Genomic DNA, 18,354 nt, shown 5'->3' on the forward strand with positions numbered 1-18,354 from the left:
TGCTGTAGGTTATAGTAAAGAAGCCGATTCCTCGTCTAGGTAACAGGTACAGTCTTGGTGACGCTGTAATATACTCGCTGGATGCCAGTTGGAGATAGCCCCCGAGAGGCAATTCCGCACGGCAGCTGCCTTCCTTCTGTCCGGTACCGCACAAATAATTTTGCGCGATAACATAATCTGCCTAATGGACATACTGATCGCTTGAGCTGGGACTTCATCAATTGACACAAACCACCCCTCTCCCAATTGCTGTTGCCGGCATTGCATATCAAGGTTGACCAGCAGATAGGCAGCACTGGCTTCAAAGTCCGCAGGTGGATCATTAAAAGCCAGGTGTCCATTTTCTCCGATACCGACAAAAGCAACATCAATCGGATGCGCCTCAATTTTCTTCCCTAAACGATCGCATTCAAGCTGTGGATCCCCTTCACCATCGATGAGGACAACCTCCTTTAATGGTCCTACGAGATCGACAAAGCGCTCTGTCAGATAGTTGCGAAAGCTTGCTTTATGCGCCACAGAGATACCGATGTATTCATCCAGATGAAACATCCTTACCTTGCTCCAGTCGATATCTGCTGCGGCAACCAGCGTTGCCAAAGTTTCAAACTGACTTTGACCTGTCGCCAGAATAATATTGGCTTCTCCATTAGCCGCTATGGCAGTTTTAATAGCCGCTATCCCGGCTTTTCCGGCCTCTAAGCCTAGTTCTTCGCGTGTTTTTAAAATTTTTACGTTCACTTGATTTGAATTATTTAGTTGATTTCAATACTTGAGTTGTTCCGCCTTTAATTAAATTAATATCGTGCACCAGATTATCTTTCCAATGACCATTTGTAAAGTCCGGTATTTCAATTGGCTGAGAACGATTGGCTACAGACCATTCGCTCAGCGGCCCGATGACACTCCAGCTAGCGGCATCGTAGACATCCATATCGACAGGAAGGCCGTTTCTCAGGCAGTCAATCAATCGCCAGTCCATCATAAAATCCATCCCCCCATGGCCGCCAATTTCTTTGGCTAATTCACCAATCTTTGTGATAATGCCTGGCGCATACTTTTTTTCCAGTTCGGCCATTTCCGTTTCCCCCAAAAAATCCGCATGTCCTATGGCTACCTTTCCTGGAAGTGGATATTTTTGGGAAAAAGCCTTTGTGCCGCTAACCAAGTGGATACGTGAATATGGGCGTGGCGAACTTACATCGTGCTGCAACATCATCGTGCTGCCGTTTGAAGTCATGATATTGGACACATTGATATTCCCGCGAAAAGGTTTATCTATATAACTTTCAAACTGCTTGTCTACCACTGTCATTTCCTTTGCTTTGACATTGAGCATAAAGTCTTTTGAAGACATCGAACTCATATAATCCATTTTGTTGCCCCGATTAATCCGGAGTATTTGGCAGATTGGCCCGAGCCCATGGGTGGGATATAGATTTCCGTCTCTTGAAGCATTTTCCTTGAGCCGCCAAAAATCGTAGCGTTTTTTCTCATCAAAGAGACTGTCCATGATATCGTGGATATATGCTCCCTCGCAGTGTACGATATCGCCGAAAAAACCCTGTCTTGCCAAGTTTAGCGTCAACAGCTCAAAATAGTCATAGCAGCAGTTTTCAAGCATCACACAATGCTTTTTTGTCGTTTCGGAGGTTTTTACCAATCTCCAGCAATCTTCCACAGTCGTAGCAGCCGGGATTTCAAGCGCAACATGTTTACCATGCTCCATCGCGTAAATAGCCATATATGTATGCATTTTCCAATGTGTAGCAATGTAGATTAGATCGAATTGATCCGATTCACACATGTTCTTCCAATCTGTTCCATCTTTGGAAAAAATCGTAGCCGCATGCCCTTGGGTCTTGATCCGGGCTTTTGCTTCGTGAGCTTTCTCTGGCCTGATATCGCATATACCATTGATGCTGACACCAGCAATTTGACTCATTCGTTCTACTGCCGCCGAGCCCCGGTTCCCAACACCGATAAAACCAATCCGCACAGTGTCAATTTTGGGCGCCGCATAGCCCGACATATTAAACGTGCCCGTATATTTTTTGGATGCTTCCAACCGGATATGATCGAGCTTGGTCTTAGTGTTTCCCTTCTCCCGCAAAGTGCAACCCGTCACTAGCCCAACTCCGGCTAGACCGGATAATTTTAAGAATGATCTTCTATTCGTTCCCATATTTATTAGTTGATTTGGAGAGTTCCTCCCGTCTTAAATTTGATTTTATAGGCATTTACCTTATCCAATAATCGTCTTTTATCCCTTTCCTGGCAGCTATCCCCGCTCCAGTGCAGTAGCTGATCCAGATTGACATCCTCCCTACTGATTGCAAGCAACATTGGAATATCGCCCCATTTTAAAATACCCGGAATATGGATGGCCATGTTAAAATTTTCCAAATTTTCGGTCATGCCGGGCAAATAGCTGATCGGCAAATGCTTTAGCTCCAATGTCCGGCTCTGTGGTGATAAGCTACTACTAATCAGCGCTGCCAAGGCAGTCTCGCGATCGGCCTGCACAATTAGCTTATGATTAGGATATTGCTGCTGCAGATAACTGCTTACGAGTGTGATTTCGTTAGCCCATATTCCCATCATTGTCTGCCCCATCCACAGCGCTGAACGTGAGATGGTATGAAAACGAGGTAGCGCCCCATCTATATATTCGGCACTGGCCGAAGCGCGTTCTCCCAGACCAAAGAGGTCGATGATGGCAACCCCCCCGCCAGTTGCGAGCAACTTGTCTAATTCAGCACGATCGAGGGCTTGTTTACCTTGCGCAGGAAAGAGCATACGGATAGCATCTCCGTCACCGGTAGGTTTCCTAACGAGCAAAGGAATCAGTTGTCCTTGCTTAGTTTCCAGAATAGTCCGCTGCCAACCTGCTTCCCCCGGTAGCATTCTTTCTGAAAGAAGCTGATCGGCTTCCGTACTGGAGAGCAACTGACGAAGCTGTTGCTGATACGCCTCTATACGTTGTGAACCCATCTCCATACGCTGCTTTTCAGCGACCTTGAATTCGCGGTTGACAAAGGCCGGTATTGTCATTATTTTCGTCTTTTCTATCCCATGATGCAATACTGACAACTGATTTGTATCGCGTATATTCACTGCATTCCGTTCTATGGGTAATGACCGCCGGTATTTAAAGTTTTTGTTAAACCAAGAAAGCATAGTTTCATTCATTTCAAGCGTATAGCTATGCGGCTCGTCAAACAAAGCGTAAGCTAAACGTTGCCCGACTCCCTGCTGTTGATAAGCCAGCTTGGCCAAACGGTAGGATTTCAGCATCTGGTGCACGTTGAATGCTGCATTTCCGTCCTTTAGGGCTGTAATGATCTTTACAGCCTTGGGTGCCATTGCCTGGAGCAGCTGTCCTTCTTCAAAATGCAGCAGGCCATGGGGATGTAGTTCACAGACACAGTTGCTATTCATGATATACGAACGAAAGGTACCAACACTTACGACAGGGACAGCAGCTTTAATCCGCGCATCCATTGCTGTTAGCCACATGGTCTGATTGCCACCACCACTGGCGCCAGTGGCGCCGATCTGCTCTTTATTAACGTATTCCAGGCTGCACAATAAATCTATTGCTCGTCTGTTTTCCAGCAATTGTATCCCCATAAGGGGTGTCCCAAGATCCAACAACAATGACCCTAGGTTAGCCCCGTGGTATTCATGTTCGTGTCTGCGTCCGCGTTCGCCCGAACCCATCGCATCTATGCTAAGACATACGTAGCCATTGCTCGCTAATAGTTGCGATGTTCGCTGCACGATTTCACTTCGCCGTCCCGGAGCCCAATGACCATGGCTATTCAATATTGCCGGAAATGGTCCTTTACCTTTGGGTACATAAAGGTTGGCGGGGACATATACACCGGGTAAACTCTGAAAGATCAGGTTATGGATGGTATAAATACCGCAATCTAGGGTTGCGACGATCTTCATATCCAAATCGCCGCCATCGTCTTCAGCCAACTGCAAATTGGTACGGACCTGGCTCAATAAAGATTTACCATCTGTAGTGCCATCCATTGGCAGTTTACATAAGAGTTCATCCGCACGGTTTTCAATAAATACCTTGAGCGGATCAATCTCCTTGGGTATAGATAATATTTCCGGTAAGGCTGTTTGTGCAGCGGCCTGCTGTCCTAATGCCATCATCAGTAAGACTGTATATCGTTTTAAATTTATCATTATTTTAATCCTTATTCTACGTCCCACCAAAGTTTGGTTGCCGCGTTATCGGCTCCACCGAGCAGGGCACGGCCCTTCGTCAGTTCGGCAAGGTTGTCGGTCACCTCCGTCAAGGGATAAGGCAGCCTTTTTATAAACGTCCCTCCAGGTAGGTCTGGATTGTCAGACTTGAGCACCGTATACATCTTGGGGTACCCCGTACGGCGGTATTCGGCCCATGCCTCCATCCCATTGGGATAGATTGCCAACCATTTCTGGACGCCAATCTGCTCACGCTGTTCGCCCTCGATACTACCCCATTTAATTGGCGTCTGGGCGACTGCTGCTGAATTGTGATAATCGCCTGGGGCCTCCGGCTTGTGGGTTGATGACACATAATTGTTGATGATTGACTCATCATTTACACCCCATTGCGCCATACTCACTCGTATCCCCTGCTCATAAAGCGCCCGTGCTGTACCATCCATATTCCAGCCGTTCAGGGCACCCTCCGCACGCAGCATAAACGATTCGGCGGCACACATAATGTGAAAATTTTGTGTAAAATTACCTTCAAGCACCTCACCATTGTACCGTACCCAATAGGTACCCACATTGGAATTTGCCCGCGACTGATTTCTCGGTTGCCCTAGGTCTGTAGCTGTCGCTCCATTGCGGACACTGTTAAAGGCCTTTCCGCTCAGGCTGGGCTGAAAATAAATACCCAATCTCGGATCCTCGTAACCCTTGAGATAAGAGGCTATTGTCGAACTCATCGAAAATTCATTCCAGACAGCTACCTGCGACAGACCATTGGTATCATTGCCCGAGAGTGACTTGAGCATGGTCGCATTTTGACCGTTACTCTCCATCACGCCTGCGGCCACTGCAGCCTCAGCTTCGGCCCTCGCTTTTATGGGATCTATTTTTGATATCCGCAGTGCCAGCCGCAGGCGCATGGAATTAGCAAAACGAATCCAGTTTTCAACATTTCCATTATACATCAGATCATAATCCTGAAAGACTGTCGTTCCTGCAGGTAGAGCCTTCAACTGGTCGACCGCTGTCGTGAGCCGAGTAAAAAAATCCGAGTAAATCTTGTCCATCGGATCGTAGGGAATGACGTCCCGTGCTTCCGCAGCAGCGAAATAAGGGACTGGGCCGAAATGATCGGTCAGCCGATGAAAAGCATACACCCACATAATATTAGCAAGTGCACCCTCGCCCGAACCTACCTCCGTATTATCCATGATACTTTTGAGCTGTGGTGCAGTATCGACATATACAACTGTCCAAAATCGCCGCTGCCAATCTGGAGTAAGCAGGTAGCGATCTGTACTGAAGGAATTGGTGGTCAACGCAAAATATTGCGCGTATAGATCAGCGCCTAGATTCTGCACTGTTTGGTAGAAAGAGCGGTTCATCGCTGCTGAGGATTGCGCCTTAGCGAACATAAAGGGCAGTTCGCGCTGTGTGATCACCGTAATATTGTTGGGATCGGTGTTGATCTGATTAAAATCTTTCGTGCAGGAGATTAAGCTCAATCCCAACAAGGCACCATATAGCATTTTTCTTCTCATGATTACAACTGTTAAAAGGTTAATTTTAAGTTTACCCCAAAAGTCCGCACAGCGGGCGGCAATCCGACTTCCACTCCCTGATAATTACCTGCTCCGAGCGCTGCCTCAGGATCTATTGGGTTGTTTGTTTTTCCGATTCCAGGAATATCCAGTTTGGATTTTCCACGGTAAAAGAAAAAGAGATTGCGCCCTGTTAAGGACAACTGAGCATTCTTAAATGCTGCCATCTTCTTTAAATCAAACCGATAGGCAATAGATAGCTCCCGCAGACGCACATTGGTCATGTCGTATGTAAAAAACTCACCCCAACCATCCCGTCCATTCTGCGACACGCTTGTCCACAGCTGCTGTGCGGAGATCGCTTTTGTATTTGCAGCACCATTGAGGTCTACCGCATCCAATATCAGACCACCTTCACGATACATCGCCGTGTAGTCCGCCACACCAAAGGCTGCGAGGTAAGCTGAGGTTCCGGATACGATTTCGCCTCCTATGCGTGCGTCGACCAGTGCATTGAGCGTAAATCTTCTGTACGAAAACGAATTAGACCAGCCCAATAAAGCTTTAGGATTGAAGTTACCTAATTTTTGGTTGGCTTCAACCAGTGGAAGTCCGTTGTCATCTACTATAAATTTGCCGCTCTGCTGGTCGCGTTTCCAGGCATAACCATAGAGATCACCATACTTCTCCCCCTCATTTACGACAACTGTGGCATACCTGTTGTTATCAGTGATGTTAGCCCTTTTTGTTCTATCATGCAATGCGATAATCTTGTTGGTATTAGCCGATAAATTTAAACTCGTCTCCCAAGAAAAACGTTCACGTTTTATCGGCGTTGCGGTTAATTGAAGTTCGAATCCACGGTTTTCAATATCGCCTGCATTAATATATTGGCGACTGTAGCCGCTCGCCATGGGTAGCCCCAAAAACAGGAGCTGATTTACAGTATTGCTCTTATACAGCGTTAAATCAAACCCCAGTCTATTTTCAAAGAATTTCATATCGAGACCGGCTTCAAACGACTTGGTCAATTCGGGTTTTAGATCCGGAATCGCTTTGATTGGGGAGCGGGAAATGAATCCATTGCCTGCCCCTAGGCCAAATGAGTAGAGCTGTCTAAGCAGGTATGGATCAGCGTCATTACCCACCTGTGTATAAGACGCCCTTATTTTCCCAAAAGTCACCCAGGAGGGTATATGTAGCAATTCGTTGACTATTGCGGATAGCCCGATAGAAGGATAGAAATAACTGTGTGGAGCTTTCAATGTTGAAGTCCAGTCGTTCCGTGCAGTCATGTCCAAAAAAATGGTATTATCAAAGGCAAACTGTGCACTGGCATAGATCGAATTGAGCCGACGCTCGTAGCCTGCTATAGCCAGGAATTCAGGTGTTGTTGCCATTTTTAGACTAAACTCATTGGGAATTGAAAGTCCATTGGCCATATTCTGAAAGCTACTGTATTTTCTGCGGAGTGCACTAGCCCCAAGGTTGTAGGTAATAGCGAGACGCTCCGTCAATGGATTTTTTCCATTGACAAGAAAGTCAAGGTTACTTTCCTGGTATCTGGCATTTATCTCATAATATTTCCCCCCTTTGCGTACATCCCCAACAGACACCGTACTTGCAAAAAAGGAGCCATCCGTATTGTCTAGATACTTATCAAAGCTATATCTTCCCATGATGCTGAGCCAATCTGTCAGCTGATAAGTTGCCGAACCCAATGCAGTAATACGATCGCGCACTTCATTGACTGATGTCCGATTGGTACTCCAATAAGGATTATCGTAAATCGCCGAACCCGACCAGTATTTACGCAGGGGCTGTCCTGTGTTGGGATCTATGGTCTCATAGTCCAACAGTTCATTTTTATCCATATCCCGGGGAATGATGTATGCTTCCACAGGAATACCCATATCACCCAGACGTGGCCGGTTGTCGATCTGCTGATTGACATAATTGAGCTTGACATCTGTTTTCAGTTTAGGAATGAACGCTGTATTTACCCGTAGGTTGAGACTATTGCGTTTGAGTGCATTGCCTGGGATAATACCTCCGATTTTATTGTTGGCATACGATACATAACCTTGCAGTTTTTCGGTACCACCGTAGGTACTGATGCTGTTATTAAAGGTAGCCGAGTTTTCATAGAAGTCTTTTACATTATTTTTATAGGTCTGTGCCTGTGGTCCCCAACTCTCCCCGATATTGGAGCCGCTCACACCGCCATTTCCACGACCATAGGTATTTTGAAATTGAGTCAGCAAGTTTACCTGATCAAAAAAAGCACTGCCATTGTAGTCTATTGTATATCGCCCTGTTTTCCCCTGTTTAGTGGTGATTAGAATCGCCCCATTTGCGGCCCTGCTTCCATATAGTGCCGCCGCTGACGGGCCTTTGAGCACATTGATCGATTCCACATCATCTGGATTAATATTGGCCGCGCCATCACTGGTACCGTAATTATAGGTCGTACCCGTAGCTTGCTGCGCGCTTGAATTATCATATGGCACCCCATCGACAACAATTAAAGCATTGTTATTTCCAGAAATTGATTTATTACCCCGGAGCACTACCCGAGCTGAAGCCCCCGGACCAGAGGCAGCCGTGGTGATAACAGCGCCAGCCACCTTACCTGTGAGGCTGCTCATAATATTACCGCTGTTGTCGCGTACATCATTCACGGCGCTACTGCTGATCTGCTGAGTGGCATAGGTAAGCCCCCGTGTCTCTCTTTTGATCCCCAACGCGGTTACCACGACCTCATCGATGGTAAAATTCTCTTGGGTCAGACTTACTTTCAATGCCATCGCTGTTGTCACAGGTAATTCAGCAGATTTATACCCAATCAGTGAAAACTTGAGCCTGTCTCCTGCCGCAGCTTTGATACTGAAATTACCGTCCTGATCGGTGTGCCCCGCTAGTTGTGTGCTAAGATTTAGGACCGTCACCCCTGCTAGCGGTTTCTGATCCGTTGCGCTGGTAACTTTTCCTGTCCGGGCGACCTGCTGTGCCTCTACTCTCCCGATATAAAAGAAGAGACAACAGCTAAGTAGCCCCAGAAAAAACAAGCGTTTACTGTCGATTCGAGCTATCATAATTTATCGATTTAAATTGATGGATTTAGTTTATTTCCATTGCGTTATACTCAAAGAAAGACCATCGCAGCTATAAATACAAGTGATTGACCGAATAAAGTAGCGGTAACGTTATCGAAAATCTAGCCCTTTTCTTTCCATATGGTTGTCAATTTTTTTAGAAATCTGGTAACACAATCAACAGTACCCCAACGGGATGAGTACACAGATTTCCCCTGAACTGCAACAATGCGAGCTCAAAGGCCATAGTAGTTTTCATTTAAGCTCGCTGACAACAATGATGCATAGGAAATCATTGCTTCCAACAAAATCAAAAGTCTGGTGAAATCATTGAGGCTGCAGGTATAGACTTATAGCAACAAGTGCTGTCCATTTCACTATTCAAAAAGCTGATTTCAAGTTGCAATATGTCCAGCTCAAGGGGTTTGAACTTTTCCTATTCTTGTGCTTGGCGTAATTTTAACACAACAAAACAGCAAATTATCATGAACTACTTAAAACAGGTCAAGCTTATACCTATAATTCTCTGCATCGCAACTGGTTTCATCATCTTACAACTTTTCAATATGCCATTAGAAAAGAAGCAAGTTACGGGTCATTTGCGGGATGTGCCAAAAAATATTGAACTGATTTTGGAACGTTCTTGCTATAGCTGTCACTCCAATGAACAGCAATTATCTTTTTTTGATAAAATAGCGCCCATTTCGTGGATCGTTAACAAAGATATCGTCCGAGCTCGCGAAGTGATGAATTTTTCGGAATGGGACAAGCTATCAGATGCGGAACACAAAGGAAAATTCTACGCCATCTTCAATATGGTTAATGCTGGTAAAATGCCTCTCCCTGCTTACGTACTTACGTATCCGGAGGCCAGATTATCTGCAAATGAAATACAGATCATAAAACAGTATGCACTTTCGTTATGCGATAAAGACAGTATCATTCGGACACAACGTCATGTAAAGCAGGAAAAACAGGAGGAGCTTGCCCCACTGTCAAGCACTACATCGGTGTCACCCAATGGGATAAAATACAACGCTGATTTCAAAAACTGGAAAGTAATTGGCATGAGCACGCTTATCGACAACACAATACGCGTGATCTATGGAAATGACATCGCTGTCAAAGCGATTGAACAGGAAAACTTCCATCCATGGCCCGATGGAAGCGCTGTGGCCAAAGCCGTATTCAAACAAATCAGAAAGCCCGATGGTAATATCGTACCCGGAGATTTTGTGAACATGCAATATATGGTCAGGGATGGCAAAGAATTTACTGATACCGAAGGTTGGGGCTTCGCAAAATTCAATGGGCAGGCGCTAAAGCCTACAGGAAAGACAGCCCTATTTGCGCAGCAATCTTGTATCAGCTGTCATAGGCAACTGGCTGAATCGACGGGTTACTTGTTTAATGTACCGCCAAAAGTAAACTCCAGAAAACTGATCGAACATTATCTAAAAACAATCCAAAAATGAAAAAGACCCTATGTATACTGCTCTTTGGTAGTTTAATCTTTGGTTCATGTACCAAGAATACCGATAAAGAAACGGACAATATTCGCTTTATGTTTGATCCGGGTGACCTTCGATTTATTTCCTCATCTTTCAACCCTGATATGCAGACCATGTCAGCATTATATGGAAATTCAATAGCAATTTTACTCCTGTCCAATCCCCAACATCCGCAGCAGCACGCTTCGCTGAAACTTGTCACTTACAAGATGCAGGATGATCCCAATTATTTTGGGAGTAAAGTAAACGGTGAACTTATTCTTGTGGAGACCCTAAAACCTGGACTAGACGGGGTATTGGAATATCACACCGAATTTGGGCAAATTCCCACAAATCAGTCAAAGGAACAGCGCATTTCGCACATTTTAGACAATAAGCCAGTAACGTTTCCTCAATAGTTAGGCAAACAGAATAAAAAAGATAGTTAAAAATAAAAACAATGAAAAGGATATCAAATTTCAGTAAAAATGCACTTATCGCACTGCTGATGAGCATGCTAATAGTCACAGGTGCATCATCAGTGACATCACAGCAACTTTCCCATGAGGACAAAGTACAAGTAAATATCGCTGTCAATTCAGCTTTTCAAAACACAAAAAAGGTCCGGGCAGGCCTGCTCGATGTAGGCTATGCGGAGGTAGGGCCCAAGACTGGAAAACCAGTGATACTGCTTCACGGATGGCCCTATGACATCCATAGCTTTGAAAAGTCTTCTTCCCTACTTGCCGAAAAAGGGTACCGCGTGCTCATCCCCTATCTCAGAGGCTATGGAACGACAACATTCATTTCACCGCAAACATTCCGCAACGGCCAGCAGTCGGCTGTTGCACAGGACATCATCGCTTTCATGGATGCTTTAAAAATTAATCAGGCCATTATCGGTGGATTTGATTGGGGAGCGCGAACAGCAGATATCATTGCCGCATTATGGCCCGAACGTTGCTTGGCATTGGTTGCTGTGAGCGGTTATCTGATCGGGAGCCCCAAAGCAAATCAAATGCCCTTGCCTCCAAATGCCGAATTCTTATGGTGGTATCAGTATTATTTTGCTACAGAAAGAGGATATGAAGGATATAAGAGCAATACGAATGCTTTCAACAGATTAATATGGAAAACAGCATCTCCAAAATGGGCCTTTGATGATAGTACATATCAACATTCGGCTAAAGCTTTTGATAACCCAGACCATGTTGATATTGTTATCCATAATTACCGCTGGCGCCTTGGCCTAGCCAAAGGAGAGAAACGATATGACACACTTGAGGCTAAATTGGCACAATCGCCAGCAATCACCGTCCCGACAGTGACACTCGAAGGTGACGCCAACGGTGCAGCTTTCCCGCCACCCGAAAATTATGCCGCTAAATATATCGGAAAGTATATGCATCACACGCTGACCGGCGGAATTGGGAACAACTTACCACAGGAGGCTCCTATAAAATTTGCTGAGGCTATTGTCGAGGCAGATTCCATGGCTAGATAAATAGCTTTTGGAAAATATAAATGTCATGCGTTCAAGGTATCAATATAACAAACATTTTTTAGTAATTTGTCTGCTTTCACATTGTTTGCGCAAACCGACAAAATAAATAAGAAATTTAAATTAAGTATCGTGATAAAAAATCTGCAAACATCATTTTCCATATCACATCGACTGATTTGGATAAGTTCGATATCGTTGGGGATATTGACCTCTATCCCCAAAATTGTGGACCATCATTTTGTGCTTGCCGAGGGGATAGCCGATTTTGTAGTGACGGCTGGTTTTGCTTTGTTGATCTGGTATTACAATATTTACTCAATACCTGCTTATACAAAAAAAACAGGAAGCAGAAATGTTATTTCAGCGCAACTTTTCATAGGATTAGGTGTAGGGCTGATACTGATGTTTTTGCTGTCCTCTATACAATATTATATCCTTTCCCATCTTAATTTTGGCCCCAAAATGTTGATGTATGAAGTAAGGGGTATACTAATCAATCTTACATTCTACATGTTTATTCACCTGCTCTACCAAACCTACTTAAATCAACAGGTCGTGCGTGAGCTAGAACGTTCAATGTCGGCAAACCTGGCTGCCCAATATGAGCTGCTCAAGCAGCAGGTCAACCCGCATTTTCTTTTCAACAGTCTTAATACCTTGAAATACATGGTCGAAAGTCATGACAGCCAATCTTCAGAATTCATTATTAAGCTTGCTGATTTTTACAGGTTCACACTCGGAAGCCTAAAATTGAATCTATTGACACTTAAAGAGGAACTGGAGATCATGGATTCCTATATCTATTTGCTCAAGGCTCGTTTTGAAGAAGGACTCATAGTCTCGCATAACCTAAGCTCCGAGCTCTATACCACTTTAATACCTCCTTTTACGCTTCAGCTATTAGTAGAGAACTGCATCAAACATAACATCGTTTCGCTGGATAAACCCCTTCACATCCATATTAACCGTGAGGAAGAGTATCTGGTTGTCAGAAACAATCTGCAGATGCGAAAAATTCCAGAACCATCAACCGGATTGGGCCTCGAGAATATCAACCAACGTTATCTACATCTGTCAGAGCGAGAGATCCAAATCCTTGCAGACAATGAAACATTTACAATAAAACTTCCTATTATATATGAATATCCTAATAATTGAAGACGAGGTTAAAGCCGCCCGTTCCCTTGAAAATCTCATATTGAAGCTGCGTCCTGAAAGTAAGATTATTGCAAAGATACAAAGCGTTGAAGGCGCTATAGATTATCTATCCAATATTCCCTCCCCTGATCTTATTTTTATGGACATACAGCTTTCCGATGGGATAAGTTTCGATATTTTTAAATCTATAAAAATCCACTGTCCGGTGATTTTCTGTACCGCTTTTGGTGAATATGCAATGGATGCCATCAAAGAAAATGGAATAGATTATCTCCTGAAACCTTTTTCGGAAGCTGACCTTAAAAATGCATTTGAAAAAGTCGATAACTTCAAGAATTTCTTTCAAAAGACATCAGAAAATACCCTGATCGAAATGATCCAAAAAATCAATGGACAAGAAAATAAAAAGAAAAGTTTCCTTGTCTTTAAGAACAACAAATATCTGACAGTCAAAACCGAAGATATAGCTTACATTTACATCAATTATACTTCCCCTACGATAGTCACTTTTAAGAGTGAACATTTTGACGTTAACCAGTCTTTGGATCAATTGGCGGCACAGTTATCCAGCAGAGAATTTTTTCGGCTTAACAGGCAATACCTGATCAACTTTTCGGCGATCAAAGAAGTAGAGCATTATTTTGCACGAAAACTCTATGTCAAACTTACCATACCCACGGATGACAAGTTATTGATCGGAAAGGAAAAGACCTCCCTATTCCTGAGTTGGCTGGAAGACAGGTAAACCAAGGAATCAATACTTTGATCCTGTCCATTTTAATGTTTAAATTGTCCACTTTATCGGCGATCATGAGGGAGCCTATATCTTGGTAACCGGCTGGCTGAATATCTCCTAATCTCTTTTGCACTTCCAAGACATACTTGAATATCGGGTATAAAAACTGTGCAGACTAGCTGTCGCGCTAGTCTGCACAATATAACTAAACAATTGCGATGCGCTGAACACACTTGGCAGTGTATCCAGCCAACCTTGATGCCCTTGATCTCTTATTGTCCTAAAAATTCCAAGGCCTTTGCTAAGAACGCTTCATGATTCTGATAAAATGCTGCATGACCTGAATCCTTAAATTCCAGCAAAACAGCATTTGTTATATGCTGCTTCATATTGTGTGCATTTTCAATCGCTATTGGCAGGTCTCTATCGCCATGGACTATTAACACCGGCTGTTTGATTTTTTCGATCTCTTTAAGTGCGTCCGCATCCGGTTGTGCCCATGCTAATACCGCAGTAAATTGCGCGGTTGAAGTTGTTTCACTCAAGGGGAGGTCCCTATCTAACGTGCGAAACTGAACTCTTGCAAAGGATGCTTTACCAGCTTCGATGCTAGCTTTTGAGTCAGTAAAACCAAGCTTTAAGTACGATGCCTCCGGACTGAGCCCCGCAGTTCCAGCGATGATATTTGGTAAATTGGAAAGCCCTATAGCACCTTTAGGACCACTATCCGCCAGAATGATTTTATTCACAAGCGTAGGTTTCGTCAGTACAATGCGTTGTGCTACAAATCCACCCATCGAAAACCCCATAATGTTTACTTTGCCTAGATTCATAGCTTTTATAAAATCAATCGTATCATCGGCCATCGCCTGCACTGTATTTGGGGTTGTTCCCTTTGAAGATGCCACTCCTTTATTATCAAATATGATCACTCTATACTGTTTTGCGAGACCATTGGTCACCGCAGGATCCCAATCATCCATAGACCCTCCTGTGCCGGGCAGTAAAATCAACGGGATCCCGCTCTCCCGGCCCCAAGTCCGATAAGCAAAATCCGTTCCGTTCACCTTGACAAAATTGGTCTTTGCAGTGCTATGATCCACTGCAGGTATTTCCTGACCAATTGGGGCCTCATTTCCGTCCTTGCTGCAAGCGATTGTTAAGGTCGAGAATAAAATTGTGCATAGTGCACTAGAGATTGTAATTTTTTTGAATGCTTTCATTGTGTTGTATTTTTAAATTGATGAAGCAAACATATTGCATATATGAAGGTAAAAGATCTAATAAATAGTCCAACCGGACATTTTCAGTCGTGAACTGGACAAGGCTGCCATTATAAAATTCCATGGCACAAATGATATTCCGCGATCTGCAATGATCATCTCTAAAATCAAAAAAAGACTAATCTCACGACTAGTCTTTTCTATGAAACAACAAATTTAAGTGCTTATGTCATCACTAAGGTAAGTGTTATTTAGAATAATTACAAATAATAAAATAATGATCTGCTCAACACGTTTAAATTATTGAAATTGCTTTGGCTTTTTTTGACTGGCAGCTTGTTCTGCGATTTCCAATATCCGTTTAATCCGAGTTTCTGGGCGTTTCGCCAGCGCGATCCATTGCAACATCATTTTTTTTACGGATTTACTTAGGCCGTCAAAAAATACCGCCGACCCTGGAAAACTTTTAAATGTATTTTCCAGATCCGCTGGAATTTGAAGGCTCTCCACGCTGTCAAGAACTGACCACGAACCATTTTCTTTCGCTAACCGCACTGCTTCTAGTCCCGCTTCAGTCATTAATCCCATTGCCGTAAGTCGCTCGATCTTTTCCTTGTTGACCCTGGACCAGGTACCGCGAGGTTTGCGCCTGCTAAACAACTGCTTAAAAGTTCCCACCTTGATTGCCTTCCTCGTACTATCAATCCAGCCATAGCACAATGCTTCATCCACCAATTCGCTCCAGGCTACAGCAGGCAGACCCGAATTCTTTGTGTTACAAATAATCCAAACAGCTTGTTCGGTATGGTGATGTAATGTTAGCCACTGCCGCCACTCCTCTTTCGTATTGATGCTGATAGATTGTACTTCTTTAGTTTGTTGTATATTGTCCATATCTATTTATTGATATCCAGATAGTGTTTATTGGTTATTTTACATGTGTGTTCCAAAAGCATGCTATAAGCAGTTTTCCTCTGGTAATGTAAAAATAATGGAAAATGTGACAACAGCCTGTCAATAAAAATCCAAATAAGAAAAAAAGGAACCGCATTATTCCGGTCCCGTCCAAATTTGCACAGGTAATTTCCATCCAGCAACTTCCGGCTCGTAACGGCCGAATACACGATTTGCAAATGCGGTTATAACAACCGGTCGAAATGGATCGGTAAATCATAAATCCGCTTACCCGTTGCGTGAAATATCGCATTGGTAATCGCAGGTGGCATTCCGACACCACCAATTTCACCTACCCCCTTTACCCCCAATTCATTGACATGATGATCCTCCTCGGGAATAAATAAGACCTGCAGATCCTGGATATCTGCATGAACAGGAATATGATATTCAGCCAGATTGGTGTTGATATATTTCCCTAGATTGTTATCCATTATCGTCTCTTCATGCAATGCTTTGCTAATCCCCCATATCATTCCGCCCAAAACCTGGCTTTCAGCGGTCTTTGGATTAATGATCTTTCCCGCTGCCACGGCAGTTAACGCCCGTTTTACTTCCACCACACCCAGTTCCTCATCTACCTCGACTTCCACAAAAACAGCACTATGCACCGCGCGGGCCTTCTTATTATATTGAAAAGGATTGGGCAGGGAAGTATTGCTTGTCTTTATCGGTTTTTGACCGGAGGCCTGAATAACATCGACAACAGCTACGCTAACAGAGGGATCATCCTTTGAAAAAATAAAACCATTGCTAAAACACACCTCTCGAAAGCGCAGATCCTTGAGTTTTGATCCCGCCATATGCTGTGCTTTTCTAAAAAGTTTTCTATTTAATGCCGCGCAGGCAGCTTGTACAGCAGATCCAACAGTAGCCGTGGTAAATGAGCCGCCCTGAATGGGTGCAAAAGGCATTGTACTATCCGCGTAGGAGAATTCAACATCCTCCATTGCAAGTCCCAATGTATCAGCGGCAATCTGTGTCATAATGGTGAGTGTGCCTGTACCTATATCGGTTACTGCACTTTTAATTTGGGCTTTACCATTGGGGAACATTATTGCTTCGGCCCTCCCCAAGATGCGGTTAGCATCCCAAATGCCTGTCGCCATTCCATATCCCACTAACTTATTTCCCCTTTTCATGCTTCTCGGCTCGGGATTTCTATTACCCCAGCCAAATTGTTTGGCTCCCTGGAGATAACAGGCCATCAGCTCTTTGCTCGAATACTCCTTCCCACTGCTTTTATCAGCTGTCGAATAATTGATCAGGCGTAGTTCTAGCGGATCAATATGAAGTTTGTAGGCAATTTCATCCATCGAAACTTCGACAGCGTGCATCCCAGTGCTGCCACCGGGTGCGCGCATATCCAGCGGGCTATACACATCCAACGGCACAAGTTCATGAGCAAGCAACGTATTTTCGGCAGGATATAGCATATTTGCCCAATTGACTACAATTTCTACATAGTCTTCAAATCGCGAGGTCTCGGCTATCGCCTTATGATAGATCGCGTTGACCTTCCCTTGCTTATCTGCACCAAAGCGACTGAATTGGACCGTAGGCGGTCTATGACCGATCATATACATCTGTTTACGGTCTAAGGACACCCGTACATTACGTTTCAGTTCCAGAGCAGCCATTACCGCCATAAATAGCTGATGCTGCGGCCGCAGTCCCGAACCAAATGCACCACCAACGAAAGGTGATATTACTTGCACATTTTTCATCTTCAGACCAAACACATTCGCTACATACAGCTGTGAATTTATAGTACCCTGTGTTTTATCGTAGATTTTTAGCTTTCCTTTCCCCTGATAGATAACGGTGGAAGCGTAGAGTTCCATTGGGTTATGATGCTCTGTGCCATGTCTGAAGGTACAATCGACCTTTGCGGAGGATTTGGTATATGCCTGCTCAAAATCTCCCGTCGGCTTTGGTGGGGGTGGTTTCAGCAGCGATGCTAAGCCTTTCTTGGCTTTTCTTGATCTACGTAAGTTTTCCATTAAGTCTGTTTCAAAGCTTTCCTCCTTATAGACTACTTTGATCTTAGCAGCAGCATAACGCGCTGCTTCAACAGTTTCAGCCACAACCAAGGCAATCGGTTGGCCATGGTATAGGATCTTATTATCCTTCAATGGTTTAAAAACTGTCCCTGGAGGAGCATCCATGTCTGCGTATTGAATATCAAACCAAGGTGTTGAAGGCCTATTTTCATGCGTAAATACCTTAACTACCCCTTCTATATGCGCTATTGTTGAAACATCAATTGATATGATTTCACCTTTTGTAATTGTACTATTTACTACATAACCATATAATAGATGTTCAGCCTGATAATCAGCTGCATATTTCGCACTTCCTGTCACTTTTTGCTTCCCCTCCAATCTGCCTACCGCTGTTCCAATAGATACTGAATTCTCCATAGCTTT

The 18,354-nt window shown here is 44.0% G+C and carries 13 protein-coding genes; 5 read left to right on the forward strand and 8 right to left on the reverse strand.

Going from position 1 to position 18,354, the window contains the following annotated elements; all coding sequences use genetic code 11:
- Window positions 1-9: 9 nt before the first annotated feature.
- The 5 genes from HPC41_RS06845 to HPC41_RS06865 are packed head-to-tail and all read right to left on the reverse strand — an operon-like array spanning window position 10 to window position 8,860.
- A complete protein-coding gene (locus HPC41_RS06845) occupies window positions 10-741 on the reverse strand; it encodes a glucosamine-6-phosphate deaminase (protein WP_172393292.1) in 732 nt (243 codons plus the stop codon).
- A gap of 10 nt (window positions 742-751) precedes the next feature.
- On the reverse strand, window positions 752-2,185 hold the full coding sequence (locus HPC41_RS06850) for a Gfo/Idh/MocA family protein (RefSeq protein WP_172393293.1): 1,434 nt from the start codon (window positions 2,183-2,185) through the stop codon (window positions 752-754).
- A gap of 5 nt (window positions 2,186-2,190) precedes the next feature.
- A complete protein-coding gene (locus tag HPC41_RS06855) occupies window positions 2,191-4,206 on the reverse strand; it encodes an alpha/beta hydrolase family protein (protein WP_172393294.1) in 2,016 nt (671 codons plus the stop codon).
- Between the two features lie 11 nt (window positions 4,207-4,217).
- Window positions 4,218-5,765, reverse strand: a complete 1,548-nt coding sequence (locus HPC41_RS06860) for a SusD/RagB family nutrient-binding outer membrane lipoprotein (protein WP_172393295.1) — start codon at window positions 5,763-5,765, stop codon at window positions 4,218-4,220.
- A gap of 11 nt (window positions 5,766-5,776) precedes the next feature.
- On the reverse strand, window positions 5,777-8,860 hold the full coding sequence (locus HPC41_RS06865; RefSeq protein ID WP_172393296.1) for a SusC/RagA family TonB-linked outer membrane protein: 3,084 nt from the start codon (window positions 8,858-8,860) through the stop codon (window positions 5,777-5,779).
- Window positions 8,861-9,345: 485 nt separating this feature from the next.
- Here HPC41_RS06865 and HPC41_RS06870 point away from each other — a divergent pair, with 485 nt between their 5' ends.
- From HPC41_RS06870 to HPC41_RS06890, 5 genes are all read left to right on the forward strand, one after another.
- Window positions 9,346-10,335, forward strand: coding sequence for a heme-binding domain-containing protein (locus HPC41_RS06870; protein WP_172393297.1), 990 nt, complete (start codon window positions 9,346-9,348; stop codon window positions 10,333-10,335).
- A complete protein-coding gene (locus tag HPC41_RS06875) occupies window positions 10,332-10,769 on the forward strand; it encodes a hypothetical protein (protein WP_172393298.1) in 438 nt (145 codons plus the stop codon). Before HPC41_RS06870 ends, HPC41_RS06875 begins: the two co-directional genes overlap by 4 nt.
- A 41-nt stretch (window positions 10,770-10,810) precedes the next feature.
- Window positions 10,811-11,854, forward strand: a complete 1,044-nt coding sequence (locus HPC41_RS06880; RefSeq protein WP_172393299.1) for an alpha/beta fold hydrolase — start codon at window positions 10,811-10,813, stop codon at window positions 11,852-11,854.
- Window positions 11,855-11,983: 129 nt separating this feature from the next.
- Window positions 11,984-13,012, forward strand: coding sequence for a sensor histidine kinase (locus HPC41_RS25690; protein WP_216660680.1), 1,029 nt, complete (start codon window positions 11,984-11,986; stop codon window positions 13,010-13,012).
- Entirely contained in the window at window positions 12,993-13,757 is a 765-nt protein-coding gene (locus tag HPC41_RS06890; protein WP_172393300.1) for a LytR/AlgR family response regulator transcription factor, read from the forward strand. The genes HPC41_RS25690 and HPC41_RS06890 overlap by 20 nt, the downstream gene beginning before the upstream one ends.
- A 263-nt stretch (window positions 13,758-14,020) precedes the next feature.
- Here HPC41_RS06890 and HPC41_RS06895 read toward each other — a convergent pair whose 3' ends face one another.
- The 3 genes from HPC41_RS06895 to HPC41_RS06905 form a co-directional block, all read right to left on the reverse strand.
- On the reverse strand, window positions 14,021-14,971 hold the full coding sequence (locus HPC41_RS06895) for an alpha/beta fold hydrolase (protein ID WP_172393301.1): 951 nt from the start codon (window positions 14,969-14,971) through the stop codon (window positions 14,021-14,023).
- Window positions 14,972-15,271: 300 nt separating this feature from the next.
- Window positions 15,272-15,865 carry a YdeI/OmpD-associated family protein gene (locus HPC41_RS06900; RefSeq protein WP_172393302.1) on the reverse strand — a complete coding sequence of 198 codons (594 nt, stop codon included), beginning with the start codon at window positions 15,863-15,865 and terminating at the stop codon, window positions 15,272-15,274.
- Between the two features lie 245 nt (window positions 15,866-16,110).
- Window positions 16,111-18,348 carry a xanthine dehydrogenase family protein molybdopterin-binding subunit gene (locus HPC41_RS06905; protein ID WP_172393303.1) on the reverse strand — a complete coding sequence of 746 codons (2,238 nt, stop codon included), beginning with the start codon at window positions 18,346-18,348 and terminating at the stop codon, window positions 16,111-16,113.
- Window positions 18,349-18,354 lie beyond the last annotated feature (6 nt).

This window comes from Sphingobacterium prati (genome assembly GCF_013167215.1).
GTDB lineage: Bacteria > Bacteroidota > Bacteroidia > Sphingobacteriales > Sphingobacteriaceae > Sphingobacterium > Sphingobacterium prati.

What these genes read in the sequence shown, in the direction of transcription:
- HPC41_RS06850 (WP_172393293.1), bottom strand. Translation starts at nt 2,185, where the DNA reads ATGGGAACGAATAGAAGATCATTCTTAAAATTATCCGGTCTAGCCGGA.
- HPC41_RS06855 (WP_172393294.1), bottom strand. Translation starts at nt 4,206, where the DNA reads ATGATAAATTTAAAACGATATACAGTCTTACTGATGATGGCATTAGGA.
- HPC41_RS06860 (WP_172393295.1), bottom strand. Translation starts at nt 5,765, where the DNA reads ATGAGAAGAAAAATGCTATATGGTGCCTTGTTGGGATTGAGCTTAATC.
- HPC41_RS06865 (WP_172393296.1), bottom strand. Translation starts at nt 8,860, where the DNA reads ATGATAGCTCGAATCGACAGTAAACGCTTGTTTTTTCTGGGGCTACTT.
- HPC41_RS06870 (WP_172393297.1), top strand. Translation starts at nt 9,346, where the DNA reads ATGAACTACTTAAAACAGGTCAAGCTTATACCTATAATTCTCTGCATC.
- HPC41_RS06875 (WP_172393298.1), top strand. Translation starts at nt 10,332, where the DNA reads ATGAAAAAGACCCTATGTATACTGCTCTTTGGTAGTTTAATCTTTGGT.
- HPC41_RS06880 (WP_172393299.1), top strand. Translation starts at nt 10,811, where the DNA reads ATGAAAAGGATATCAAATTTCAGTAAAAATGCACTTATCGCACTGCTG.
- HPC41_RS06890 (WP_172393300.1), top strand. Translation starts at nt 12,993, where the DNA reads ATGAATATCCTAATAATTGAAGACGAGGTTAAAGCCGCCCGTTCCCTT.
- HPC41_RS06895 (WP_172393301.1), bottom strand. Translation starts at nt 14,971, where the DNA reads ATGAAAGCATTCAAAAAAATTACAATCTCTAGTGCACTATGCACAATT.
- HPC41_RS06900 (WP_172393302.1), bottom strand. Translation starts at nt 15,865, where the DNA reads ATGGACAATATACAACAAACTAAAGAAGTACAATCTATCAGCATCAAT.
- HPC41_RS06905 (WP_172393303.1), bottom strand. Translation starts at nt 18,348, where the DNA reads ATGGAGAATTCAGTATCTATTGGAACAGCGGTAGGCAGATTGGAGGGG.